Raw genomic sequence first — 20,494 nt, forward strand, 5'->3', positions numbered from 1 at the left:
CGCCCACAACTACGACTGCGTGGACGAGGAAGGCGCGCATGACGGCGAAGGAAGCTACGTCTTCGGCAAGACGCCATACATCACGGACTCCTACGAGCTCGAAAACCTCCCTGCGGGGGTGACCGGGATCGAGAAGGTCCGGCTCTACGTGGTGGCCAGGAAGACCCATCCCGCCCATACCCAGCTCGAGCTAGGCATACGATCAGGCAAAACGGAGAGCTGGAGATCCGGGCAGGTCCTCGCCACATCCTATGCGACATACGGAGGGGAGGGGGCGGAATGGACGGTTGACCCGGCCACACAGGCGCCCTGGACGGTCGAGGGGGTCAACGCGCTCAAGGCATCCATCAAGCACAGCAAATGGAACACCGGCCATAGGCAGATCAACGTCACGCAGGTCTATATCGTCGCGATCGGTGGATCGATCCAACCGACGGCAACGCCGACGGAAACACCCGAGCCCACGGCGACGCCGACGAAGACGCCGGAGCCCACGGCAACGCCGACGGATACGCCGGAGCCTACGGCGACGCCGACGGAGACGCCTGAACCCACGGCGACGCCAACAGATACGCCCGAGCCCACGGCAACGCCGACGGATACGCCGGAGCCCACGGCGACACCGACGGATACGCCCGAACCCACGGCGACGCCGACGAAGACGCCGGAACCCACGGCAACGCCGACGGATACGCCGGAGCCTACGGCGACGCCGACGGAGACGCCCGAGCCCACGGCGACGCCAACAGATACGCCCGAGCCCACGGCAACGCCGACGGATACGCCCGAGCCCACGGCAACGCCGACGGATACACCCGAGCCCACGGCGACACCGACGGAAACGCCTGAACCCACGGCGACGCCGACGGATACGCCGGTGCCCACTGCGACGCCGACGGAGACGCCTGAGCCTACGGCAACGCCGACGGATACGCCCGAGCCCACGGCAACGCCGACGGATACACCCGAGCCCACGGCGACACCGACGGAGACGCCTGAACCCACGGCGACGCCGACGGATACGCCGGTGCCCACTGCGACGCCGACGGAGACGCCTGAGCCCACGGCAACGCCGACGGATACGCCCGAGCCCACGGCAACGCCGACGGATACACCCGAGCCCACGGCGACACCGACGGAAACGCCTGAACCCACGGCGACGCCAACAGATACGCCCGAGCCCACGGCAACGCCGACGGATACACCCGAGCCCACGGCGACACCGACGGAGACGCCTGAGCCCACGGCAACGCCGACGGATACACCCGAGCCCACGGCGACACCGACGGATACGCCGGTGCCCACTGCAACGCCGACGGAGACGCCCGAGCCCACGGCAACGCCGACGGATACACCCGAGCCCACGGCGACACCGACGGATACGCCGGTGCCCACGGCGACGCCGACGGATACGCCTGAGCCCACGGCGACACCGACGGAGACACCCGAACCCACGGCGACGCCGACGGAGACGCCCGAGCCCACGGCGACGCCGACAGATACGCCGGTGCCCACCGCGACACCGACGGAGACACCCGAGCCCACGGCAACGCCGACGGATACGCCGGAGCCCACGGCGACGCCGACGGATACACCCGAACCCACGGCAACGCCGACGGAGACGCCGGTGCCCACCGCGACACCAACGGAGACACCCGAACCCACGGCAACGCCGACGGAGACGCCTGAGCCCACGGCGACACCGACGGAGACACCCGAACCCACGGCGACACCGACGGAGACGCCCGAACCCACGGCGACACCGCTTGTAGGCGATCTGTACGAGCTGCCTTTCGAGGTTGGATCGGACTTCAGCGGGGGCGGCACCACGTGCGGCTTCAACGACAACTATACACGGTACGGCGACAGCAAGATCGTCGAGTCCGGTCCCGATGTCGTCTATTCGTTCACCCGCCAGTCCGCCGGGCCGATGCACATCGCCCTTACGGGTCTTGCGACGGACCTCGATCTGTTCCTCTGCAACGGCCCCTCGGCGGCATACGCTGTCGCCGCCAGCGTCAATCCCGGATCGGCCGACGAATCGATCGACGTCGAGGCCGAAGCGGGGACCTACTACCTGGTGATAGACGGATACGACGGCGTTTGCGGAGGGTACCAACTGGCCATATCGAATCCCATTGTCAACGATACCTTCGAAATGCCGATGGCAATCGAGCCGAATTACGGCGGCAGCGGCACCACCTGCGGCCTGAACAACGACTACGAGTCGTATCCCTGCCTCCAGAAGGTGCTCGAAACCGGGACGGACGCCGTCTACATGTTCACCACGGCCTTCGCCGGGAGGATCACGGTGAGGATCTCCAACCTCTCCGCCGACCTCGACCTGTTCCTCTTCGACGGCCCGAGCCCCGACTCGTGCGTCGCGGCCGGCGCGTTCGGGGGAACACACGATGAGGAGATCGTGTACGACGGCCCGGCGGGAACCTACTACGTCGTGGTCGACGGCTTCGATGGCGCGTGCGGAACCTTCGATCTCTCCGTGATCTCGACGGAATCGCCGACGCCGACACCGACCTCCATGCCGACGGTTGTGCCTCCCACCGCGACGCCGACCGCGACGCCGACCATCACCCCGGTGCCGCCCACCGCGACGCCGACGCCGACGCTGCCCAACATCGGCTATTCCCTGAAGGTCAACTTCCAGCCGGAATGGCACCTGATTCCCGAGGGGTTCGTGGAAGACAACGGCTATACGTTCGACCTGCAGCCCGCTCCCCCTCCCTCGCTCGGCTACCTGGAGTACGGCTGGACGTACTGAACCCCGCCGGGGTGCAGCCGTCGCCCGGGCACCGCGTTCCACCGGCTGTCAACCCGCGGTGACACTGTTGCCTCCGGTTGACAGTCCGTGCGCCCGAATCCGTTATGTCCCGCCCCCCCAATTCGTAACATCTTCATCCTTAGAGCGTTGCGCAACCCGGGAAGTTAAGGTCCGTGCGCACCTCGGCATGCTCCTTGCAACCATCTGGGCCGGAGAGGCGCGATGCACAACCCGGCGTTTTGGCTTGCATGCGCGTTCGCGGGGGGGATCTTCGTGTGCGCCCAATTCCCGTTCCGCCCCGCGATCCCCGCCGCCGCATGCGCCTTCGCCGCAGCCGCGGCCGGTGTCCGGATCAGGAACGACAGGGCGGCGACGGCGGCGACGTTCGCCGCCGTCTTCTTCGCCGGGGTGTGCGCATACGCCCTGAAGGAACGGTGCCTGGACGCGTGCGACCTGAACGCGTTGTTGGGGGGAAGATCCGCATTCCTCTCGCTCCGCGGCACGGTGAGACGCGCGCCGGTGTGGGAAAGGAGGCCCGACGAGAGAGGGGAGGCGCACTGGAGGGGCACGGGAGAGGTGTGCGTCTCGGCCGTGGAGACGGCGCGCGGCTGGACCGGCCTGTCGGGGATCGTGCGCGCGGCGTGGAGGTCCGGCGAGCCGATCGCGCTCGGGTGCGGCGACCGGGTGACGCTGCACGGCGTCCTGCGCCCGATCGACGGGGCCTCGAATCCCGGGCAGTTCGACGCGCGGACGTTCTGGCGAAGAAGGGGGATCGGGTATATCCTCTCCGTCTCCCCCGGCGGCACGAGGATAACGGATCGGGCCGGCCGGCGCCGGATCGCGGGGCTGCTCGACGCGCTGAGAAGAGAGCTCAGCAGGAGACTCGCCGCGGGGATGCCTCCGGGGGCCCCCGCGCGCGTCGTCCAGGCGATGCTCCTGGGCGTCAGGGAGGGGCTCGGCGACGAGATCTCCAGGCCGTTCGGACGGACCAACACGATGCACATCCTCGCGATATCCGGCCTGCACGTCGGCTTCTTCTACCTTTCGGTGCGCGCGGCGCTGGACGTGTTGCGCGTGCCGCGGCATCTCTCGTCGGCTGTCGCGATACCGCTGATCGCGCTTTACGCGGTCGTCACGGGGGGCGCGGTCCCCGTGCTGCGCGCCTCGGTGATGTTCATCGCCCTGCTCATCGCCCCGTTTCTGCGGAGGCAGCGGGACCCGGTCAACGCCCTCGGCGTCGCGGGGATCGTCATCCTCGCCGCCAACCCGCTCCAGCTTTTCGACACCGGATTCCGGCTCTCCTTCGCCGCCGTCCTCTCCATCCTCGTCTTCTCCGGCCCCCTGGCTGCGTTCTTCCACCGCCTCTGGCCCTGTCGGCCGCTCCAGGGCCAGCTCCTGGTGAGCCGCGGGGAGCGGGTGCGATGGTGGACGGGGAGGCAGGCGATCTCGCTGCTGGCGGCGTCGCTGGCCACATGGATCGGCCTCGCCCCCCTTTTCGCGGCGTCGTTCCACATCGTGACCGCGCTCGGCCTTCTCGGCAATCTGCTCGTCATCCCCGCGGGGCTCGCGGTCGTCTGCCTGGGGTTCGCGGGGCTTCTCGCCACCTGCATCTCGACGGCGCTCGCCGGTCTCCTGCACCGGCTCGCCTGGTGCGTCGCGTGGGCGATGCTCGGCGGGGTGGACGCGATCTCGCGTCTGCCGTGGGCCTGGCGGCACGTGCGCTCGCCGGGACCGCTCCTCCTGTGCGCCTACTACGGGACGGCCGTCGCGGGCCTGCTCGTCTTGAAAGGATCCGCGCGCGGGAGGTGGAAGGCGCTCCTCCTCTCGGCGATGACGCTGTTCCCCCTCCTTCCCCCGGCGCTGGGGCGTGTCCCTCCCGAGCTCCGGATCACCTTTCTCGACGTGGGGCAGGGGGACGCGATCTGCATCGAGTTTCCGCGAGGGGAGACCCTTCTCGTGGACGCGGGACCCGGGGCGGGGGGGTCGGCGGGGAGAAGGGTCGTCGCGCCATTCCTGAAATCGCGGGGCCGGTCACGGGTCGATACGGCGCTTTTGACGCACGCCCATGACGACCATTTCGGGGGGTTCGCCGCCGTGTTCGACGAGTTTCCGACCGCACGGACGGTCGCGGGGAGGGGGACGGGCGGCCGCCCGCCGCCGCCTTTCGCGGTCGCCCCGGACGACGCGGGAGGCGAAGGGTTTTACGAGGTGAAACGCGGGGACCTCATCGCGCGCGGGGACGGAGCCTCCGTGACCGTGCTGCACCCCGGGGGCGCCCTGTGCCCGGAGACGCAGGCGGATCTGAACAACGGCTCCGTAGCGCTGATGGTGGCGTTCGGACGGACGCGCGCGCTGCTCTGCGGGGACCTGGAGCGGGAGGGGGAGGAGGAGTTGCGCCGCAGCGGCCTGTCACTGAAGGCCGACCTGCTCAAGGTCGGACACCACGGGGGCGCCTCCTCGTGCACGGAGGAGTTCCTTCGCGAGGTGGCCCCGACGTGGGCGGTCGTAAGCGCGGGAAGGCGGAACCGGTTCGGGCATCCCTCGCCGAAGACGCTGGCGCGCCTGCGGGAGGCGGGGATAATCGTCTACCGGACCGACCTGCACGGGGCGGTGACGTTCGTCTCGGACGGGGAGCGCTGGGCGGCGGATACGTTCCGATAGAACGCCGTCGCCTCGGGGCCGCCGGCGGGAGCCGGGCGTCGATCCGCCGCTGCGGCAGGATGCCGCGAACCCGCGGCGCGGTACGCGGCGGGCGACGGCATGCGCGCGGCGTCATCTCCCCCGCGAGCGTCACGCGGGCATGCGCCGCCTGCATTCGTCGTTACGCCTTCTTTCCCTTGTCCAGTTTTTTCGTCCGCTCGAGGAGCTGTTTCTGGAGATCGGAGATCTCGGCGCGCGCCTCCGCTTCGGCCTGCCGGTTGATCAAAAACTCCACGTCGAGGACGTTTCCCTCCTGGAGTTCTGGGGGCAGAAACTTCACCGGCCACTCCACCGTCCCCTCGCCGCCGACCTCGAGCACCGCGAGATCCTCCTCGATCCGGTCCACGACCACGCGCACCTTCATATCCCGCCTCCTCTGTTGCCGCAAGTATAGGAGGGAGCCGCGCGTCGCTCAAGCGCAAAGTGCGGCGTCCCCCTTGCGCGGAGGGCGCATTGCGTGTTGACATCTCCGTCTAAATGCCCTAGGATTTTTCATGCTGCCGGGCGCGCGTCTTTCCGTGGCCCGGCTCTCCTTTGTGCCCCGTCGGATGCCGCAGGCGCCGCCTCGCGGCCGCCCGGGGGCCGGTCGACGGAGCGCCATGATCCAGGACAACCGCAGGGTGGTCATCACCGGGATAGGGGTGATAAGCCCCCTGGGCCTCAGCCGGGACGAGTTCTGGACCAACCTCACGGCGCGGAGATCCGGCGTCTCCCGCATCACCCTCTTCGACACCCGGGGGTTCCCCACCAGGATCGCCGCGGAGGTGAAAGGATTCGACCCGCAGAGGTACATCGAGAAAAAGAAATCGCTCAAGGTGATGATCCGGGACATGCAGTTCGCCGTCGCCGCCGCGCGGGAGGCCGCCTCAGACGCGGGCCTCGGCGCCTCCGCCCCCGACCCCGAGCGCGTCGGCGTGGTCTTCGGGGCGAGCATGATCTCGACCGACCCGTGCGAGCTGGGCCCCGCCATCAAACAGTCCCTCGGGAAGGACGGCCAGTTCGACCTTGTGCGGTTCGGCGCCGAGGGGATCCAGAACCTCTTCCCCCTCTGGCTGTTGAAGCAGCTCCCCAACATGCTCGCCTCGCACGTCGCCATCATGTACGACGCGCAGGGCCCGAGCAACACCATCACCAGCGGCTGTTCCGCGAGCGCCCACGCGATCGGCGAGGCGTTCCGCATCATCTCCCGCGGCGCCGCGGACCTCGTCATCACCGGCGGGGCCAGCTCCTGCATCACCCCGCTCAAGCTCGCGCGCTACCACCGGCTCGGCGTCCTCTCCACGCGCAACGACGAGCCCGAGAAGGCGAGCCGTCCGTTCGACGCCGCGCGGGACGGGTTCGTCATCGGGGAAGGGGCCGGGATGCTGATCCTCGAGGAGCGGGAGCGCGCGCGGGCGCGGAACGCCCGGATCTACGCCGAGATCGCCGGCTACGGGAGCGCGGTGGATATGCAGAGCGGCCCCGGCGGAACGATCGAGCCGTCCAGCAAGGCGCGCGCAATGCGGATGGCGCTCCTTGAGGCCGAAACGGAACCCGGCGGCGTCGACTACATCGGCGCCCACGGGAACTCGATCCCGTTCACCGACCGCCTCGAGACGCTGGCGATCAAGGAGATCTGGGGGAAGCGGGCCCGCGCAACCCCGGTCAGCTCCATCAAGGGGCAGATCGGCGATCTGGGGCCCGCCTCGGGGGCGGTCGGGGTCATCGCAACCGCGTTGGCCATCGAACGCGGGATCATCCCGTGCACCCTCAACTGGGAGAACCGCGACGCGGACTGCGATCTGGACTACGTGCCGCACCCGCGCGAGGCGGCGCTGCGCTGCGCCGTCTGCAACTCGTTCGACTTCATGGGACAGAACGTGAGCCTGGTGCTGCGAAATCCGGGGTGCGCCTAGATGGACGACACACGGCGCGTGGTGATCACGGGGCTCGGACTGGTCACGCCGCTCGGCATCGGCATCGAGCGGAACTGGGACGCCCTCGTCGAGGGCCGCTCCGGCGTGGGCCGGCTCACGCACTTCAACGCATCCGGCTACGCGACGCGGATCGCGGGGCAGGTCCGGGAGTTCGACGCCAGCCGGCTCCTCGGGGACCGCGGGGACATCGACTACCTCGGCGCGCACAGCCGCTTCGCCATCGCCGCCGCGCGCCTCGCCTACGAGGACGCGGGCCTCGGCGGCTGCCCCCTCGACCCTGAGCGGGTCGGCGTCTACCTCGGCTGCGGGGAGGGGGACCCGAGCTTCCTCTGGCTCGCGCAGCGCATCGCGGAGTCGCTCGAGGAAGACGGCGAGGTCTCCATCCGGCGCTTCCTCTGCCGCAGCGCGGAGATGCTGAATCCGCGGCGGGACATCGAGTACGAGCCGAACAAGCCGGTCTACCATATCGCGAATCTGTTCAACGCGCGGGGGCCCAACTCCAACTGCCTCACCGCCTGCGCCGCGAGCGCCCAGGCGCTCGGCGAGGCGGCCTGCGCCATCGTGCGCGGCGACGCCGAGCTGATGTTCGCGGGGGGGGCGCACTCGATGATCCACCCGATGGGGGTCGCGGGGTTCAACCTCCTCAACGCCATCTCCACGCGCAACGACGACCCCGAGAAGGCGAGCCGCCCGTTCGACCGGGAGCGCGACGGCTTCGTGATCGCCGAGGGGTCGGGGGTGCTCATCCTCGAGGAGGCCGGCCACGCCGCGCGGCGCGGGGCGCGGATCTACGGGGAGCTCCTCGGCTACGGCTGCTCCTCGGACGCCTACCGGATCACCGACATCCACCCGGACGGCCGCGGCGCCGCCCAGGCGATGCGGAACGCCCTGAACGACGCGCGGATCGCCCCGGACGAGGTGGGGTACATCAACGCGCACGGGACCTCCACGCAGATCAACGACCGCGTGGAGACCCTCGCGATCAAGAAGGTCTTCGGGGAGCGCAGCCGCGCCGTGCCGGTCAGCTCGACCAAATCGATGATGGGGCACCTGATCGCCGCGGCGGGGGCGGTGGAGGCGGCCGTCTGCCTGCTCGCGATCGGGCGGGGGATCGTCCCCCCCACCATCAACCAGGAGTTCCCGGACCCGGAGTGCGATCTCGACTATGTCCCCAACAGGGCCCGCGAGGCGCGGGTGGAGATCGCCCTCTCGAACTCGTTCGGTTTCGGGGGGCAGAACATCTGCCTCGTCCTCTCGCGCTACAGGGGGTGAACCGCGATGCGATGGCTTGAGATCGACGGCGTCAGGTACGAGACCCTGCCGCTCTTCCAGCGGGCGTTCAACCGGGCGTTGCTGAACCCGCTCATCAACTACCTCATCCCGGCGCGGCTCCTCTCGGATTTCCTCAAGAAGAGCAAGAGCCCGCTCCTGCACGAGTCGATGCTGCGCCCGGGCGGCTGGCGGGCGATGAAGATCACCTACGATGACGGGGTGCCGGTGGACTTCGTCGACAAGCGGATGCTGAAGGACGCCGTGCTCACCCTCAGCGCCAGGAACCGGCGGCGGATGGCGGCGCGCTCGATCAGCGACCTGATCAAGAAATACCGCGTGAAGGGGGACGTCCACATCGTCGGCATCGGGACCGGCCCGGGGTTCAACGTCCTCGAGGCGATGGTGGACGCCAACACCGACAGGGTCTTCGCCTATTGCATCGACGAGGACGCGGAGGCGTTCGACTTCGGCCGCGCCCTGGCGTCCCGGATGGGGCTCGGGGAGCGGATCCGCTACATCGCCGGCAACGCGATCAACCTGGAGCGTCTCCTCGACGTGGTGCCGCACATCGTCAAGATGGTGGGGATCCTCGAATATCTGAACGACGCCCAGGTGCGCGACCTCCTCCGGGTCAGTTACCGGAAGCTCTCGCCGGGGGGCGCCGTGCTCGCCAACAGCATGGTCTCGAGCCACGGCGTGGACCGCTATATGCGCAGGATCTTCAACTGGCACCTGAACTACCGTTCCCCGGAAAGGATCGTGCGCCTCTTCGAGGAGTGCGGCTTCGGGGATTTCAGCCTCCGGTCGGACCCCCTGGGGGTCTACTCGATCATCGCCGGTTCGAAGCGCTGAGGCGCTCCCGGCCGTCTCCCGAAGGGACCTCTGCGGCAATGTACAGCAGTGTCTGCACCGCCGTCGCGTACGGGTGGGCGAGGTTGCACGGCGTCAGGGCGCAGCGGGCCTTCCTCCGGCGGGGGGGGCGCTGCGCCGAAACGCAGCGGCGCGTCCTCCGGCGGAAGCTCGCCTGGGCCGCCGGCACCGAGTACGGCCGCCGCCACGGATTCGCCCGCATCGCCACGCCGGACGACTACCGCCGCGCCGTCCCGCTCGTCGACTACCAGACGATCTCCCCGCTCGTGGCGCGCGTGGTCGCGGGGGAAGGCGACATCCTCTTCCCCTCCCGCGAGCGGCTGCTGATGTTCGCCATGACCAGCGGGACCACCGCGACGCCGAAGTACGTCCCGGTGACGGAGCGCTACCTCGCCGAGCTCGCGGAGGGGAACTTCGTCTGGGGGATGCGCCTCCTGCGGGACCACCCCGCCGCCATCGCGCACAAGATACTGCATATCGTCTCCCCGAGCAGGGAGTCCGCCACCCCCTCGGGGATCCCGTGCGGCGCGGCGACCGGGCTCGTCGCCGAATCGCAGCGGCGGATCGCCCACCTGAAGTACGCCCTCCCGACGGCGGTGTACGGCATCGGCGACTACGGGCTGAAGTACCTGTGCATCCTCCGGCTCGCCCTCCAGAAGAAGATCAGCCTCCTCATCGCGGCCAATCCGAGCACGCTGGTGGCGCTGGGGCGCCGGTTCGAGGAGCGCGCGCCGGCGCTCGTCCGGGACCTTCGCGACGGCGTCTTCCACGAGGCCGGCGCCCTCCCCCCCGCCGTGCGGGCAGTCGTCGCCCGGCAGCTCCGGAAGGACCCCGCGGGGGCGCGCCGGCTGGACCGGATCCTTGCGGCGAACGGGAAACTTCTCCCGCGCGACGCCTGGCCGGAACTCGAGGTGATCGGTTGCTGGACCGGCGGGACGCTCACGCCGTACCTCGACCTCGCGCGGGCGTACTGGGGCGACCGGCCGCTGCGCGACCCCGGGCTCATCGCCTCCGAGGGGCGGATGACCATCCCTTTGGAGGACGGGGACGGGGGCGGCGTGCTGGACGTGGGGAGCCACTTCTACGAGTTCATCCCGTACGGCGAGGAGGAGGCGGGGGCGACGCTTCTCGCCCACGAGCTGGAGGTGGGGAAAAGCTACTTCATTATCCTGACCACCTCCTCGGGCTTCTTCCGGTATAATATCTCCGACGTCGTGAAGGTGACCGGCCGGTTCGGCGACACCCCGGTGCTCAGATTCCTGCACAAGGGAAGCCGCATCAGCTCCCTGACCGGTGAGAAGATCACCGAGCACCAGGTGGTGGAGGCGTTCAGGGAGTGCGAGCGGTCGCTCGGCCTCGCGGTCCCGCAGTTCACCGTCTGCCCCGGATGGGGCGACCCTCCCCGCTACTTCATCCTGATCGAGGAGCAGGGCGGAGGCCCCGTTTCGGCGGGGGAGGGGGGCCGGCGCTGGGCGGAGGCGGGCGCCCTCTTCGACCTCGCCCTCGGGCGGGCGAATATCGAGTACCGGGGCAAGCGCGACTCGGGGCGCCTCGGGATGCCGGTCGTGCGCCTGGTCGAGCCCGGCTCGTTCGACCGGGACAAGTGCGCGCACGTCGGCAGGAGCGGGGGGAGGATGGAACAGTACAAGCACCCCTACCTGAGCCCGCAGATCGACCATTGCGCCCGGTTCCGCCTCTCGGAGCCGGAAGACGGACGCGGCTGAGCCGCGGAGGATTGCATGCGGACGACGATGACGGCTGCGCTGCTGCTGCTGATCCTCGCCCCCCTCTCGGCGTCGGAGGAGGGGGAGGCGCCCGATCTGATGCGGCTCCTGGCCGCGGCGCGCCTCCACTACGCCGGCGTCACCGACTACACGGCGGTGTTCCACAAGCAGCAGCGCGTGGGAGGGGTGCTGCAGCCCGAGGAGAAGACGCAGTTCAAGTTCATGAAGCCGTTCAGCGTCTACATGAAGTGGATCGGGGGTTCGCACACGGGGAGGGAGGCGCTCTTCGTGCGCGGGAAGTACCACGACCGTCTGCTCGTGCATCTGGGGGGGATGGCCAACTATTTCGCCCCGACCATGGCGCTCTATCCCAACGGGATGCTCGCGATGCGGAACAACCTGCGCCCGATCACCGAGTCGGGAATGGAGAGCACCATCAACCTCATCGCCAGGGTCTGCGAGGAGGCCCGAAGGAACGGCGACCTGACGGTGCGGTATCGGGGGGAGGGGAACGTCGCGGGCCGGCCGACGCACATCTTCGAGCGCCTCCTGCCGAAGGGGAAGGGGTACCCGGCGCACCTGAGCCTGCTGGAGCTCGACAAGGAAACAGGCTACCCGCTCTCGGTCCTCAGCTACGGGTGGGACGGGGAGCTGCTCGAGAAGTACCGGTACGAGCGGTTCCGCACGAATGTGGGCCTCACCGAACGCGATTTCGACAGGGGAAACCGCGCCTATGCGTTCGGCCGCTTCACCGCGCCCATTCCCTGAGGGAGGACGGCAGTGCGCGTGCGCAGCCTGGTCGTGTACCGTGTCCGGGTCCCGTTCAGAACCGTCTTCAGCCACGCCCGCGCCTCCCGCGCCGAGACCGACAACGTCGTTGTCGAGGCGGTCACCGACGCCGGGGTGCGCGGGTTCGGCGAGGGGGTGCCGAGGGAGTACGTGACCGGCGAGACCCCCGCGTCGGCGATCGACTATCTCCGGACGCTCGACCTCGCCTTCCTCTCCGCGGGCTGGGGTTCCGCGGGGGAGGCCGTTCGGGCGCTGCGCGCCTGGGAGAAGGGGGCGGAGGAGCGCGGCGGGATATTCCCGGGCGCGGCGCGGTGCGCCTTGTCGCTGGCGCTCCTCGACGCGGCGGGGAAGGCCTGGAAGGTCGGCGCGGAAGCCCTCTGCGCGGAGGCCGCCGGGGCGGGCGCGGCGGGGGGGGCGCCTGAACGGGTGCGCTACAGCGCCGTCTGCTCGGGCGGGGAGCCGCGCGCGGTCGCACTCTCCTGCCTGAAATTCAGGCTCTACGGCTTCGCGGCCGTGAAGCTCAAGGTCGGGTGGGGGGAGGAGCGCGACGTCGCCCTCGTGCGCCTCGCGAGGAGGCTGCTCGGGCGGCGGACCGATATCCGGGTGGACGCCAACGGCAGGTGGAATTTCGACACCGCGAGGCGTCTGATCCCCCGCCTCGGCGGGTTCGGCGTCTCGTCGGTGGAGGAGCCGCTCGCTCCGGAAGAGCGGGGCCGGCTCCCCGAGCTCAGGCGGGCAGCCGGGGTGCCGCTGATGCTCGACGAGTCCGTGCGCTCGAGCGCGGAGCTGCGCCGTCTCGCGGAGGCCGGCGCGTGCGACCTCGTGAATATCCGCCTCTCGAAGTGCGGCGGGATCTTCGCGTCGCTGGCGCTCGCGGCGCAGGCGCGGGCGTCGGGGCTCGGGTTTCAGATGGGGTGCCAGGTGGGCGAGAGCGGGCTCCTCTCCGCGGCGGGGCGCCTGTTCGCGTTCCTCGCCCCGGATGCGCGCCACCTCGAGGGCTCGTACGACAGGCACCTGCTGCGGGAGAATCTGGTCGCCGAGGACGTTACCTTCGGCCGCGGCGGGTGGGCGCGGCGGCTGCCGGGCGCGGGGCTCGGCGTGACAATCGACCCTCAGGCGCTGGACCGATGCGCGGCGGAGAGGCTGCAACTGACGTTGTGACGAGGGCGTGCGGCGGGCGGGCGCATCGTCCGACGAAACGGACGGAGGCACTGGGACGCGGATGAACGGGGAAGAGCGCGGCGAAGAACGGCTGCACGGCGGATCGGCGCCCCCGCCCGACGAAAGCCGGGCGGGGATGCGGACGGATGCGGGAGGGGCCGGCGGAGCGGACGGGCGGCGCGCCGGTCAATCCGGGACCGGGAACGTCCCGCCGCCCCGCGGGGAGGCCGACAGGGAGGCGCGCAGGCGCGGCGGAAGGAGGCGCAGGAGGCCGCGCGGTCCCGCCGGCCGCCGGGCGGGGGGAGACGGACACGAGGAGGGGCATCGCCGGGAGGAACGCCGGGACCGCCGCTTGGACGAGCAGGAACCTTGCGGCGGGGCCACGGGTGCGGATACGGACGGGACCGCGCCCGAGGTAAAGCGGATGGTCATGGACGACGGGATCGCGCTCCAGTACCGGGACTGGGCGCCGCGGCATCCGAAAGGGGCCGTGATCTGCGTGCACGGCATCCGGAGCCACGGCGCCTGGTACCTCGGCTCCTGCGCCCGGCTCGCCGAACGCGGGTATCGGGTGCTGTTCCCCGACCGCCGCGGCTCAGGCCTCAATCGGGACGCGGGAACGCCGGGCGCCGAGCGGGTCGCGCGGTGGGTGGGGGACCTGGTGCAATTCGCCGCGCGCGCGTCCGTGGAACTGCGGGGGAAACCGGTGCACCTGCTCGGCATCTCGTGGGGCGGGCGCATCGCCGCGGCGGCGGCCGCGGCGGGGCGCGTCCGGGTGCGCAGCGTCGTCCTCTCCGCCCCCGGCATCGTCGCCTTGCGGGACTGCAGCATCGGCACGAAGCTCTCCGTCGCCACCGCGCTCCTCCTGAACCCGCGCCGCGACTTTTCGATACCGCTGCAGGACCCGGCCCTCTTCACCGACGACCCCGACGAGCGCAACTACATCGAGCAGGACCAGTTCGGGGTCCGGCGCGCGAGCGCGCGGTTTCTTTTCGAGAGCAGGAAACTCGAGCGCCTCGGGCGCCGGTCGCTGCGGACGCTGCGGACCCCGCTCCTGCTGCTCCTCGCGGGGCGCGACCGGATCGTGGACAACGCGAAGACGCAACGCCTCTTCGAGAAGTGCCCGGCCGCGGACAAGGTCTTGAAGGTGTACCCCGAGGCCCGGCACACGCTCGACTTCGACGCGTGCCGCGACGAGTATTTCGACGACCTCGCGGCCTGGTTCGACGCGCACGGATAGGGCGCCTGTGCGCCGGGTGGGGGGCCCCCCCCCGGGCGGGGACGCGCCCGGGCGGAAGGGGCCGATGACAAGGAGAACGGAGATGCAGGCATTGGTGACGGGGGCGGCCGGGTGCGTGGGGAGCGCCCTGGCGGAGCTGTTGAAGGCCCGGGGGCACGAGGTGCGGGCGCTCGTGCGCGAGGGGAGCGACACCGCGTTCCTGAAAACGCTCGACGTGGAACTGACCCGCGGCGACCTCGGCGACCGCCCCTCCCTCGACGCGGCGGTGCGGGGCGTGGACGCGGTCTTCCACTGCGCGGCGCTGGTGGGCGACTGGGTGAGCCTCGATGAGATGCGGCGGGTGAACGTCGAGGGGCTGGGGCGGCTTCTCGAGGCCTCGGCGGCGGCGGGCGTGCGGCGCTTCATATATATGAGCTCGATGGTGGTCCTCGGGGCGGACAGGCAGGACAACCTCGACGAGACCGCCCCGTACGTCTTCACCGGCGACAACTACAACACCACGAAGATCGAGGCGGAGAAACTGCTGATGGAGTTCGCCGCCGCGCACAAGCTCGCCGTCACGGTGGTCAGGGCCCCGTACGTCTACGGTCCCCGGGACCGGCAGATGTTTCCCCGCATCCTTCAGTACCTCGCCCGGGGGAAGTACGCCTACATCGGCGGCGGCGACGTCCCGTTCACGCTCGTCTACTCCGGGAACCTCGCCGAGGGGCTCCTCAAGGCCGCTCGGAACCCCGCGGCGGCCGGGAAGGTCTACAACATCACCGACGGCGCCCCGGTGACCCGCCGGCAGCTGATCGAGCGGATGGCGGACGAGCTCGGCCTCCCGCGGCCGAAGAAAAATGTCCCGTACCCGGTCGCCGTCGCCGTCTGCGCCCTCTGCGAGGCGGCGGCGAAACTGTTCCGGCTGAAGACCCCGCCGATCCTCAACCGTTTCCGGCTGAAGTTCATGACGGCGCATCTCACCTTCGACATCTCCAAAGCCCGCCGCGAGCTCGGCTACGAGCCGCGGATCCCGTTCGACCGGGCGCTGAAGGAGACGGTGGCCTGGTTCAAGGCGAACGGAAAGACGAGGTGAGCCGATCATGATCCTTGTCACCGGGGCGAACGGCTACGTGGGCGCGCACCTCGTCGCGCGCCTCCGCGAGGAGGGGGCGGCGGTCCGCGCGCTCGTGCGGAGGGGCTGTTCCGGCGCCGAGGCGGAGTGTCTGCGGAAGACGGGCGCGGAGCTGGTCGAGGCCGACCTCGAGGAGGCCGGCCCCCTGGCCGCCGCGCTGGACCGGGCGGAGACGGTCGTGCACCTCCTCGGGAGCATCGAGCGTCCCCGGCGGGGCGGCTACCGGGGGATGCACACCGCCAAGACGGCGCTGCTCGCGCGAGCGTTCCGCGCGGAGGTCGACGCCCGGCGGCGGCGGGGCGGGTCCGGGCGCGGGCGGGTGGTGTACCTGAGCGCCCTCGGCGCCTCGCCAAACGCCGCGAACCTCTACGCCCGCACGAAGGGGGAGGCGGAGGAGGAGCTCAGGCGTTCGGGGCTCGACTGGGTGAGCGTGCGGTCGTCGCTCATCTTCGGGAGGGAGACGGGGAGGCGCGACAGCAAGATCGTGCGCAAGCTCGCCCGCCTCGCGGCCTCGGGGCGCGCGGTGCCGCTCGTCGGCGGGGGGAGGAACCGGATCCAGCCGATCTACATCGCCGACCTCGTCTCCTGTCTCCGGGCGGCGATCCTGGCCGACGGCCCGCTCCGCGAGATTTGGGAAGCGGGCGGGCCCGCGCAGCTCATGCTCCGCGACGTGGCCCTCACGCTGATGCGGCTCTTCGGTAATCCGAACGGGATCGCCGCGGTCCCGTTCCCGGTGGCGTACCTGCTGGCCCTGTGCGCGCGCGCCGTGCGCGCGGAGAAGACGCTGAACCTCGAACAGGTGCGAATGTCCCGCCGCGACGCGGTCTGCGCCGCCAACCGCGCCCCCGCGGCCTGCGGCGGGCGCCTTGTCTCGTTCGAGGAGGGGATGGCGCGGACGATTTCGCGTTTCGGGCGCGAAGCGCTCCTGGGGGGGGAGGGGAGATGATCTGGGTCGGCCTCGTCGCGGTCCTGGCGCTGGCGGCCTACCTGTGTAGCCTCACGGTCCACTACGTCCGCCTGATCAGGAGCATCTTCCTCAACTCGACGATCTCGGCGCCGCCGCAGACGCGCTGGGAGATAGACGGCGAGGTGGTGAGGTTCCTCAGCCTCGACGGCGTCGAGCTCAAGGGCGTCTTCGTCCCGTGCGCCTCCGGCGCGGCGAACGGGACGATCGTCTTCGCGCACGAGGTGGGGGCGGGGCTCAACTCCTACGAGCGGTACTGCGCCTTCCTCCTCGACGAGGGGTACAACATCTTCTCCTTCGACTTCCGCGGCCAGCACGCCGAGGAGAACGAGCACTACAACCCGACCCAGTGGGCGAGCGAGAACGAGTACTACGACCTCCTGGGGGCCATCGCCTACGTGCAGGGGCGCGCCGACGTCGACCCCGAGCATATCGGCCTGTTCGGCGTCTCCCGCGGGGCCACCACCTGCCTCTGCGTGCTCGGGAGGAACCCGGGCGTCAAGGCCGTCGTCAGCGACGGGGCGTTCTCGACGATGGCGACGATGGGGAGCTATATCCGCCGATGGGCGCCGATCTACTTCCCCCGCTTCGTGGCGCCGCGACTTCCGAAATGGCTGATCGTCTATCTGAGTTTCCTCAGCCTGAAGTCGGCGCAGCGGCGGCTCGGTCTGCGGCTCCTCTCGCTCGAGTGGTCGCTCCGGAGGAACACCGACGTCCCCGTCTTCATCATCCACGGGAAGAAGGACCGCTACATCGAATCCCGCCTCGCCCCGTGGCTCTACGACCGGATCCGCGCCTCCAAGGAGCTCTGGATCGTCGAGGGGGCCCGGCACAACGAGGCGGTCCAGCTCGAGCCCGAGGAGTACCGGAAGCGGGTCACCGCCTTCATCCGCGAGTATCTCTGAGACGCCCCGCCCCCTCCCCGCGTCCGGCCCTTTGGCCTTGACGAGGGAGGGGGAACGCGGTACCATTCTCTCCTTGTTCTCACCACGTGCGGGGAGGCGACAATGTTTGCTATCATAGAGTCCGGATCGAAGCAGTACAAGGTGTCCGAAGGGGACAGGATCGAGATCTACGCCCTCGGCCTCGAACCCGGCAAGGAGATCGAGTTCAAGGAGGTGCTCCTCGTCGCCGACGGGAAGAAGGTGCTCGTCGGCCGCCCGGTCGTCGAGGGGGCGAAGGTCGTCGGGACCGCCGAGGGGGAGAAGAAAGGGCCGAAGCTCTTCCCCCTCCAGCGGAGGCGCCGGAAGAACTCGCAGCGCCGCATCGGCCACCGCCAGAAGATGAGCGTGGTCAGGATCAGCAGCATCGTCGTCGCATAGGAGGTTCGCCATGGCACATAAAAAAGGGATGGGGAGTTCCCGGAACGGCCGGGACAGCAATTCGCAGCGTCTCGGCGTGAAGCGTTTCGGCGGGCAGGACGTCACGAGCGGCAGCATCCTCGTGCGCCAGCGCGGGACGCGCATCCTCGCGGGCGCGAACGTCGGGAGGGGGAGAGACGACACCCTGTTCGCGCTGATCGACGGCGTCGTCGCCTTCACGGGCGCGAGGAAGAAGAAGGTGAGCGTGGTGCCGGCATCGTGAGCGGCGACCGGCCCCGGCTTCACGGCGCGACGTGTTCATAGACAAGATCAAGGTCCTGGTCAAGGCGGGCGACGGCGGGAACGGCTGCATGAGTTTCCGCCGGGAGAAATACGTCCCGCGGGGCGGTCCGAACGGCGGCGACGGCGGCGGGGGAGGGGATGTGATCCTCGTCGCGGACAAGAACCTCTCCACGCTCCTCGACTTCTACTACCGGCCGCGGCTCGTCGCAGGCCGGGGCGAGCACGGCAGGGGGAAGCTCCAGACCGGCGCGGACGGCGACGACCTCGAGGTGCGGGTGCCCCCGGGGACGATGGTGCGCCTGGCGCCCGACGGGGAGCTGCTCTGCGATCTCACGGAGCACGGGCAACGGTTCGTCGCGGCGAAGGGGGGGCGGGGAGGGCGCGGCAACGCGCACTTCAAGAGTGCCACGAACCGCGCGCCGAGGACCGTCACCAAGGGGCAGCCGGGTGAGGAGCGGACCCTCCAGCTCGAACTCAAGATGATCGCCGACGCGGGGCTCGTCGGCTTCCCGAACGCGGGCAAGTCCTCCCTCATCGCGAAGATCTCCGCCGCCCGGCCCAGGATCGCCCCGTATCCGTTCACCACCCGCCAACCGCAGCTGGGCCTCGTCCGACTGGGGGACGACCGGTCGTTCGTCGCGGCGGACATACCCGGGCTCATCGACGGGGCGCACCGGAACGTCGGGCTGGGGCACGAGTTCCTCCGGCACGTCGAACGGACGCGCGTGCTCCTGTTCGTCCTCGACATGGCGGCGGTGGACGGGCACGACCCGGCGGCGGCGCTGGAGACGCTCGAGCGCGAGCTCGCCCTGCACCAGCCCGCCCTGATGCAGAAGGAGCGGCTCGTCGCCGCGAACAAGATGGACCTCCCGGACGCGGCGGAGCGGCTGCGGGCGCTGCGGGCCAGGCGGCAAGACTACCGCGGAAGGATATACCCGATCTCGGCGCTCACCGGGAAGGGGGTGCGGGAGCTGGTCGAGGCCCTCGCGAAGGCGCTGTATTCAAAAGAATAACGACAGCCACAGAGGGCACAGAGCACACGGAAAGAGGCGGTTTTGTTTCGCCACGGATCGTCACGGATGTCCACGGATCGAACACTCGGGTATCCGTGAAGATCCGTGAGAATCCGTGGCAAAAGAAGGAATCTTTCCCTCTGTGGCCTCTGTGATCTCTGTGGCAACGATGAATATGAGAACGCAACTGATATCGAAGGCGCGCAGGGTCGTGGTCAAGGTCGGGAGCAACGTGCTCTCCGACAGGACCGGGCACCTGAGCGAGCGGGTCATCGGCGACCTGGCCCGCCAGGTCGCCGCGGCGCGAGGCGGCGGGCGCGAAACGGTCCTGGTCACCTCCGGGGCGATCTCCGCGGGCGTGGCCCAGCTGGGCCTCGCGTCGCGCCCCAAGCTGCTCCCCCAGCTCCAGGCCGCCGCCGCGGTGGGCCAGAGCCGCCTGATGCAGCTGTACGCCGCCGCCTTCCGCAGGGAGGGGCTGGAGGTCGGTCAGATCCTGCTCACCGCGGAGGATCTGAAGGCCCGCACCCGGCACCTGAACGCGCGCAACACGATCATCGCCCTGCTGGAGAAGGGGGTCGTCCCGATCATCAACGAGAACGACACCGTCTCGACCGACGAGATCAAGTTCGGCGACAACGACACCCTGTCCGCGCTCGTCGCGAATCTGGTCGCCGCCGACCTCCTGGTGATCCTCACCGACACGCGGGGCCTGATGACCGAGGACCCCCGGAAGGGGAAGGGGGAGCTCATCCGCGAGGTGGAGCGCATGACGCCCGGCATCGAAACCCTCGCCAGGGGCGCCGGGTCCGCCCGCGGCACGGGCGGGATGGCGTCCAAGCTCAGGGCGGTGAAGATGGTCGTCTCTTCGGGCGAAGCGGCGGTCATCGCCGACGGCCGGGAGCGGGAGATCCTGTGCCGCATACTGCGCGGGGAGGATGTCGGGACGTTCTTCCACCCCGCCGGGGCGAAAATGGACGGCCGGAAGCGCTGGATCGCCTGGTTCGTCAAGCCGAGGGGGACGCTGATCGTCGACGACGGCGCGGCGGCCGCCCTCCTGCGGAAGGGAACCAGCCTGCTCCCCTCCGGCATCCGGGATGTGCTCGGGGAGTTCAGGGACGGGGACACGGTGCGCGTCACCGCCGCGGACGGGCGGGAGATCGCGCGGGGGCTCTCGAACTACTCCGCCGCCGACCTCCGCGTCATCCGGGGGCGGAAGACCGGCGAGATCGCGGGCCTTCTCGGGCACAAGGACTACGACGAGGCGGTGCACCGGGACAACCTGGTGCTCATGGGGGGACGGGAGACCGGCGGGGGGTAAGGGGCCCGCTCCCGCCGCGCGGACACGCCC

At 70.0% G+C, this 20,494-nt stretch carries 17 protein-coding genes and 3 pseudogenes; 19 read left to right on the plus strand and 1 reads right to left on the minus strand.

Going from position 1 to position 20,494, the window contains the following annotated elements:
• Nucleotides 1–430: 430 nt before the first annotated feature.
• The 5 genes and pseudogenes from GXY35_05255 to GXY35_05275 all read left to right on the plus strand — a co-directional run bounded on the left by GXY35_05255 (nt 431) and on the right by GXY35_05275 (nt 5,440).
• Nucleotides 431–658, plus strand: a pseudogene (locus GXY35_05255) (calcium-binding protein).
• 30 nt (nt 659–688) lie between these two features.
• Nucleotides 689–1,720 (plus strand): annotated as a pseudogene (locus GXY35_05260) (hypothetical protein).
• 210 nt (nt 1,721–1,930) lie between these two features.
• Nucleotides 1,931–2,086 (plus strand): annotated as a pseudogene (locus GXY35_05265) (hypothetical protein).
• 72 nt (nt 2,087–2,158) lie between these two features.
• A complete protein-coding gene (locus tag GXY35_05270) occupies nt 2,159–2,779 on the plus strand; it encodes a hypothetical protein (GenBank protein ID NLW93985.1) in 621 nt (206 codons plus the stop codon).
• A gap of 222 nt (nt 2,780–3,001) precedes the next feature.
• The gene (locus tag GXY35_05275) at nt 3,002–5,440 is read left to right on the plus strand and encodes a DNA internalization-related competence protein ComEC/Rec2 (protein ID NLW93986.1); all 2,439 of its coding nucleotides are present in this window, start codon (nt 3,002–3,004) and stop codon (nt 5,438–5,440) included.
• 160 nt (nt 5,441–5,600) lie between these two features.
• Here GXY35_05275 and GXY35_05280 read toward each other — a convergent pair whose 3' ends face one another.
• Nucleotides 5,601–5,843: a DUF3006 domain-containing protein gene (locus GXY35_05280; protein ID NLW93987.1), complete on the minus strand. Its 243-nt coding sequence runs from the start codon at nt 5,841–5,843 to the stop codon at nt 5,601–5,603.
• 235 nt (nt 5,844–6,078) lie between these two features.
• Between GXY35_05280 and GXY35_05285 the strand changes: the two genes are divergently transcribed.
• The 14 genes from GXY35_05285 to proB all read left to right on the plus strand — a co-directional run bounded on the left by GXY35_05285 (nt 6,079) and on the right by proB (nt 20,464).
• A complete protein-coding gene (locus GXY35_05285) occupies nt 6,079–7,374 on the plus strand; it encodes a beta-ketoacyl-[acyl-carrier-protein] synthase family protein (GenBank protein NLW93988.1) in 1,296 nt (431 codons plus the stop codon).
• Nucleotides 7,375–8,667 (plus strand): beta-ketoacyl-ACP synthase II, encoded by a 1,293-nt coding sequence (locus GXY35_05290; protein ID NLW93989.1) that lies wholly within the window; start codon nt 7,375–7,377, stop codon nt 8,665–8,667. It begins immediately after the preceding gene.
• A 6-nt stretch (nt 8,668–8,673) separates the two neighbouring features.
• The gene (locus GXY35_05295) at nt 8,674–9,519 is read left to right on the plus strand and encodes a hypothetical protein (GenBank protein NLW93990.1); all 846 of its coding nucleotides are present in this window, start codon (nt 8,674–8,676) and stop codon (nt 9,517–9,519) included.
• 38 nt (nt 9,520–9,557) lie between these two features.
• Nucleotides 9,558–11,261: a GH3 auxin-responsive promoter family protein gene (locus GXY35_05300; GenBank protein ID NLW93991.1), complete on the plus strand. Its 1,704-nt coding sequence runs from the start codon at nt 9,558–9,560 to the stop codon at nt 11,259–11,261.
• A gap of 15 nt (nt 11,262–11,276) precedes the next feature.
• Complete coding sequence (locus GXY35_05305) at nt 11,277–12,029, plus strand: DUF1571 domain-containing protein (GenBank protein ID NLW93992.1); 753 nt, start codon at nt 11,277–11,279, stop codon at nt 12,027–12,029.
• A gap of 12 nt (nt 12,030–12,041) precedes the next feature.
• The gene (locus GXY35_05310) at nt 12,042–13,211 is read left to right on the plus strand and encodes a dipeptide epimerase (protein NLW93993.1); all 1,170 of its coding nucleotides are present in this window, start codon (nt 12,042–12,044) and stop codon (nt 13,209–13,211) included.
• A 430-nt stretch (nt 13,212–13,641) separates the two neighbouring features.
• Nucleotides 13,642–14,451, plus strand: a complete 810-nt coding sequence (locus tag GXY35_05315; protein ID NLW93994.1) for an alpha/beta hydrolase — start codon at nt 13,642–13,644, stop codon at nt 14,449–14,451.
• Nucleotides 14,452–14,515: 64 nt separating this feature from the next.
• Entirely contained in the window at nt 14,516–15,526 is a 1,011-nt protein-coding gene (locus tag GXY35_05320) for an NAD-dependent epimerase/dehydratase family protein (protein NLW93995.1), read from the plus strand.
• A 7-nt stretch (nt 15,527–15,533) separates the two neighbouring features.
• A complete protein-coding gene (locus GXY35_05325; GenBank protein NLW93996.1) occupies nt 15,534–16,511 on the plus strand; it encodes an NAD-dependent epimerase/dehydratase family protein in 978 nt (325 codons plus the stop codon).
• Nucleotides 16,508–17,434, plus strand: a complete 927-nt coding sequence (locus GXY35_05330; GenBank protein ID NLW93997.1) for an alpha/beta fold hydrolase — start codon at nt 16,508–16,510, stop codon at nt 17,432–17,434. The genes GXY35_05325 and GXY35_05330 overlap by 4 nt, the downstream gene beginning before the upstream one ends.
• A 102-nt stretch (nt 17,435–17,536) precedes the next feature.
• Nucleotides 17,537–17,851 (plus strand): 50S ribosomal protein L21, encoded by a 315-nt coding sequence (gene rplU / locus GXY35_05335; protein ID NLW93998.1) that lies wholly within the window; start codon nt 17,537–17,539, stop codon nt 17,849–17,851.
• 10 nt (nt 17,852–17,861) lie between these two features.
• Nucleotides 17,862–18,113, plus strand: a complete 252-nt coding sequence (rpmA, locus tag GXY35_05340; GenBank protein ID NLW93999.1) for a 50S ribosomal protein L27 — start codon at nt 17,862–17,864, stop codon at nt 18,111–18,113.
• Nucleotides 18,114–18,144: 31 nt separating this feature from the next.
• Nucleotides 18,145–19,146, plus strand: a complete 1,002-nt coding sequence (gene obgE / locus GXY35_05345) for a GTPase ObgE (GenBank protein NLW94000.1) — start codon at nt 18,145–18,147, stop codon at nt 19,144–19,146.
• Between the two features lie 175 nt (nt 19,147–19,321).
• Nucleotides 19,322–20,464: a glutamate 5-kinase gene (gene proB / locus GXY35_05350; protein ID NLW94001.1), complete on the plus strand. Its 1,143-nt coding sequence runs from the start codon at nt 19,322–19,324 to the stop codon at nt 20,462–20,464.
• Nucleotides 20,465–20,494 lie beyond the last annotated feature (30 nt).

It is taken from the genome of Chlamydiota bacterium, assembly GCA_012729785.1.
In the GTDB taxonomy this organism is placed as follows: Bacteria; Auribacterota; Tritonobacteria; order UBA1439; family UBA1439; genus UBA1439.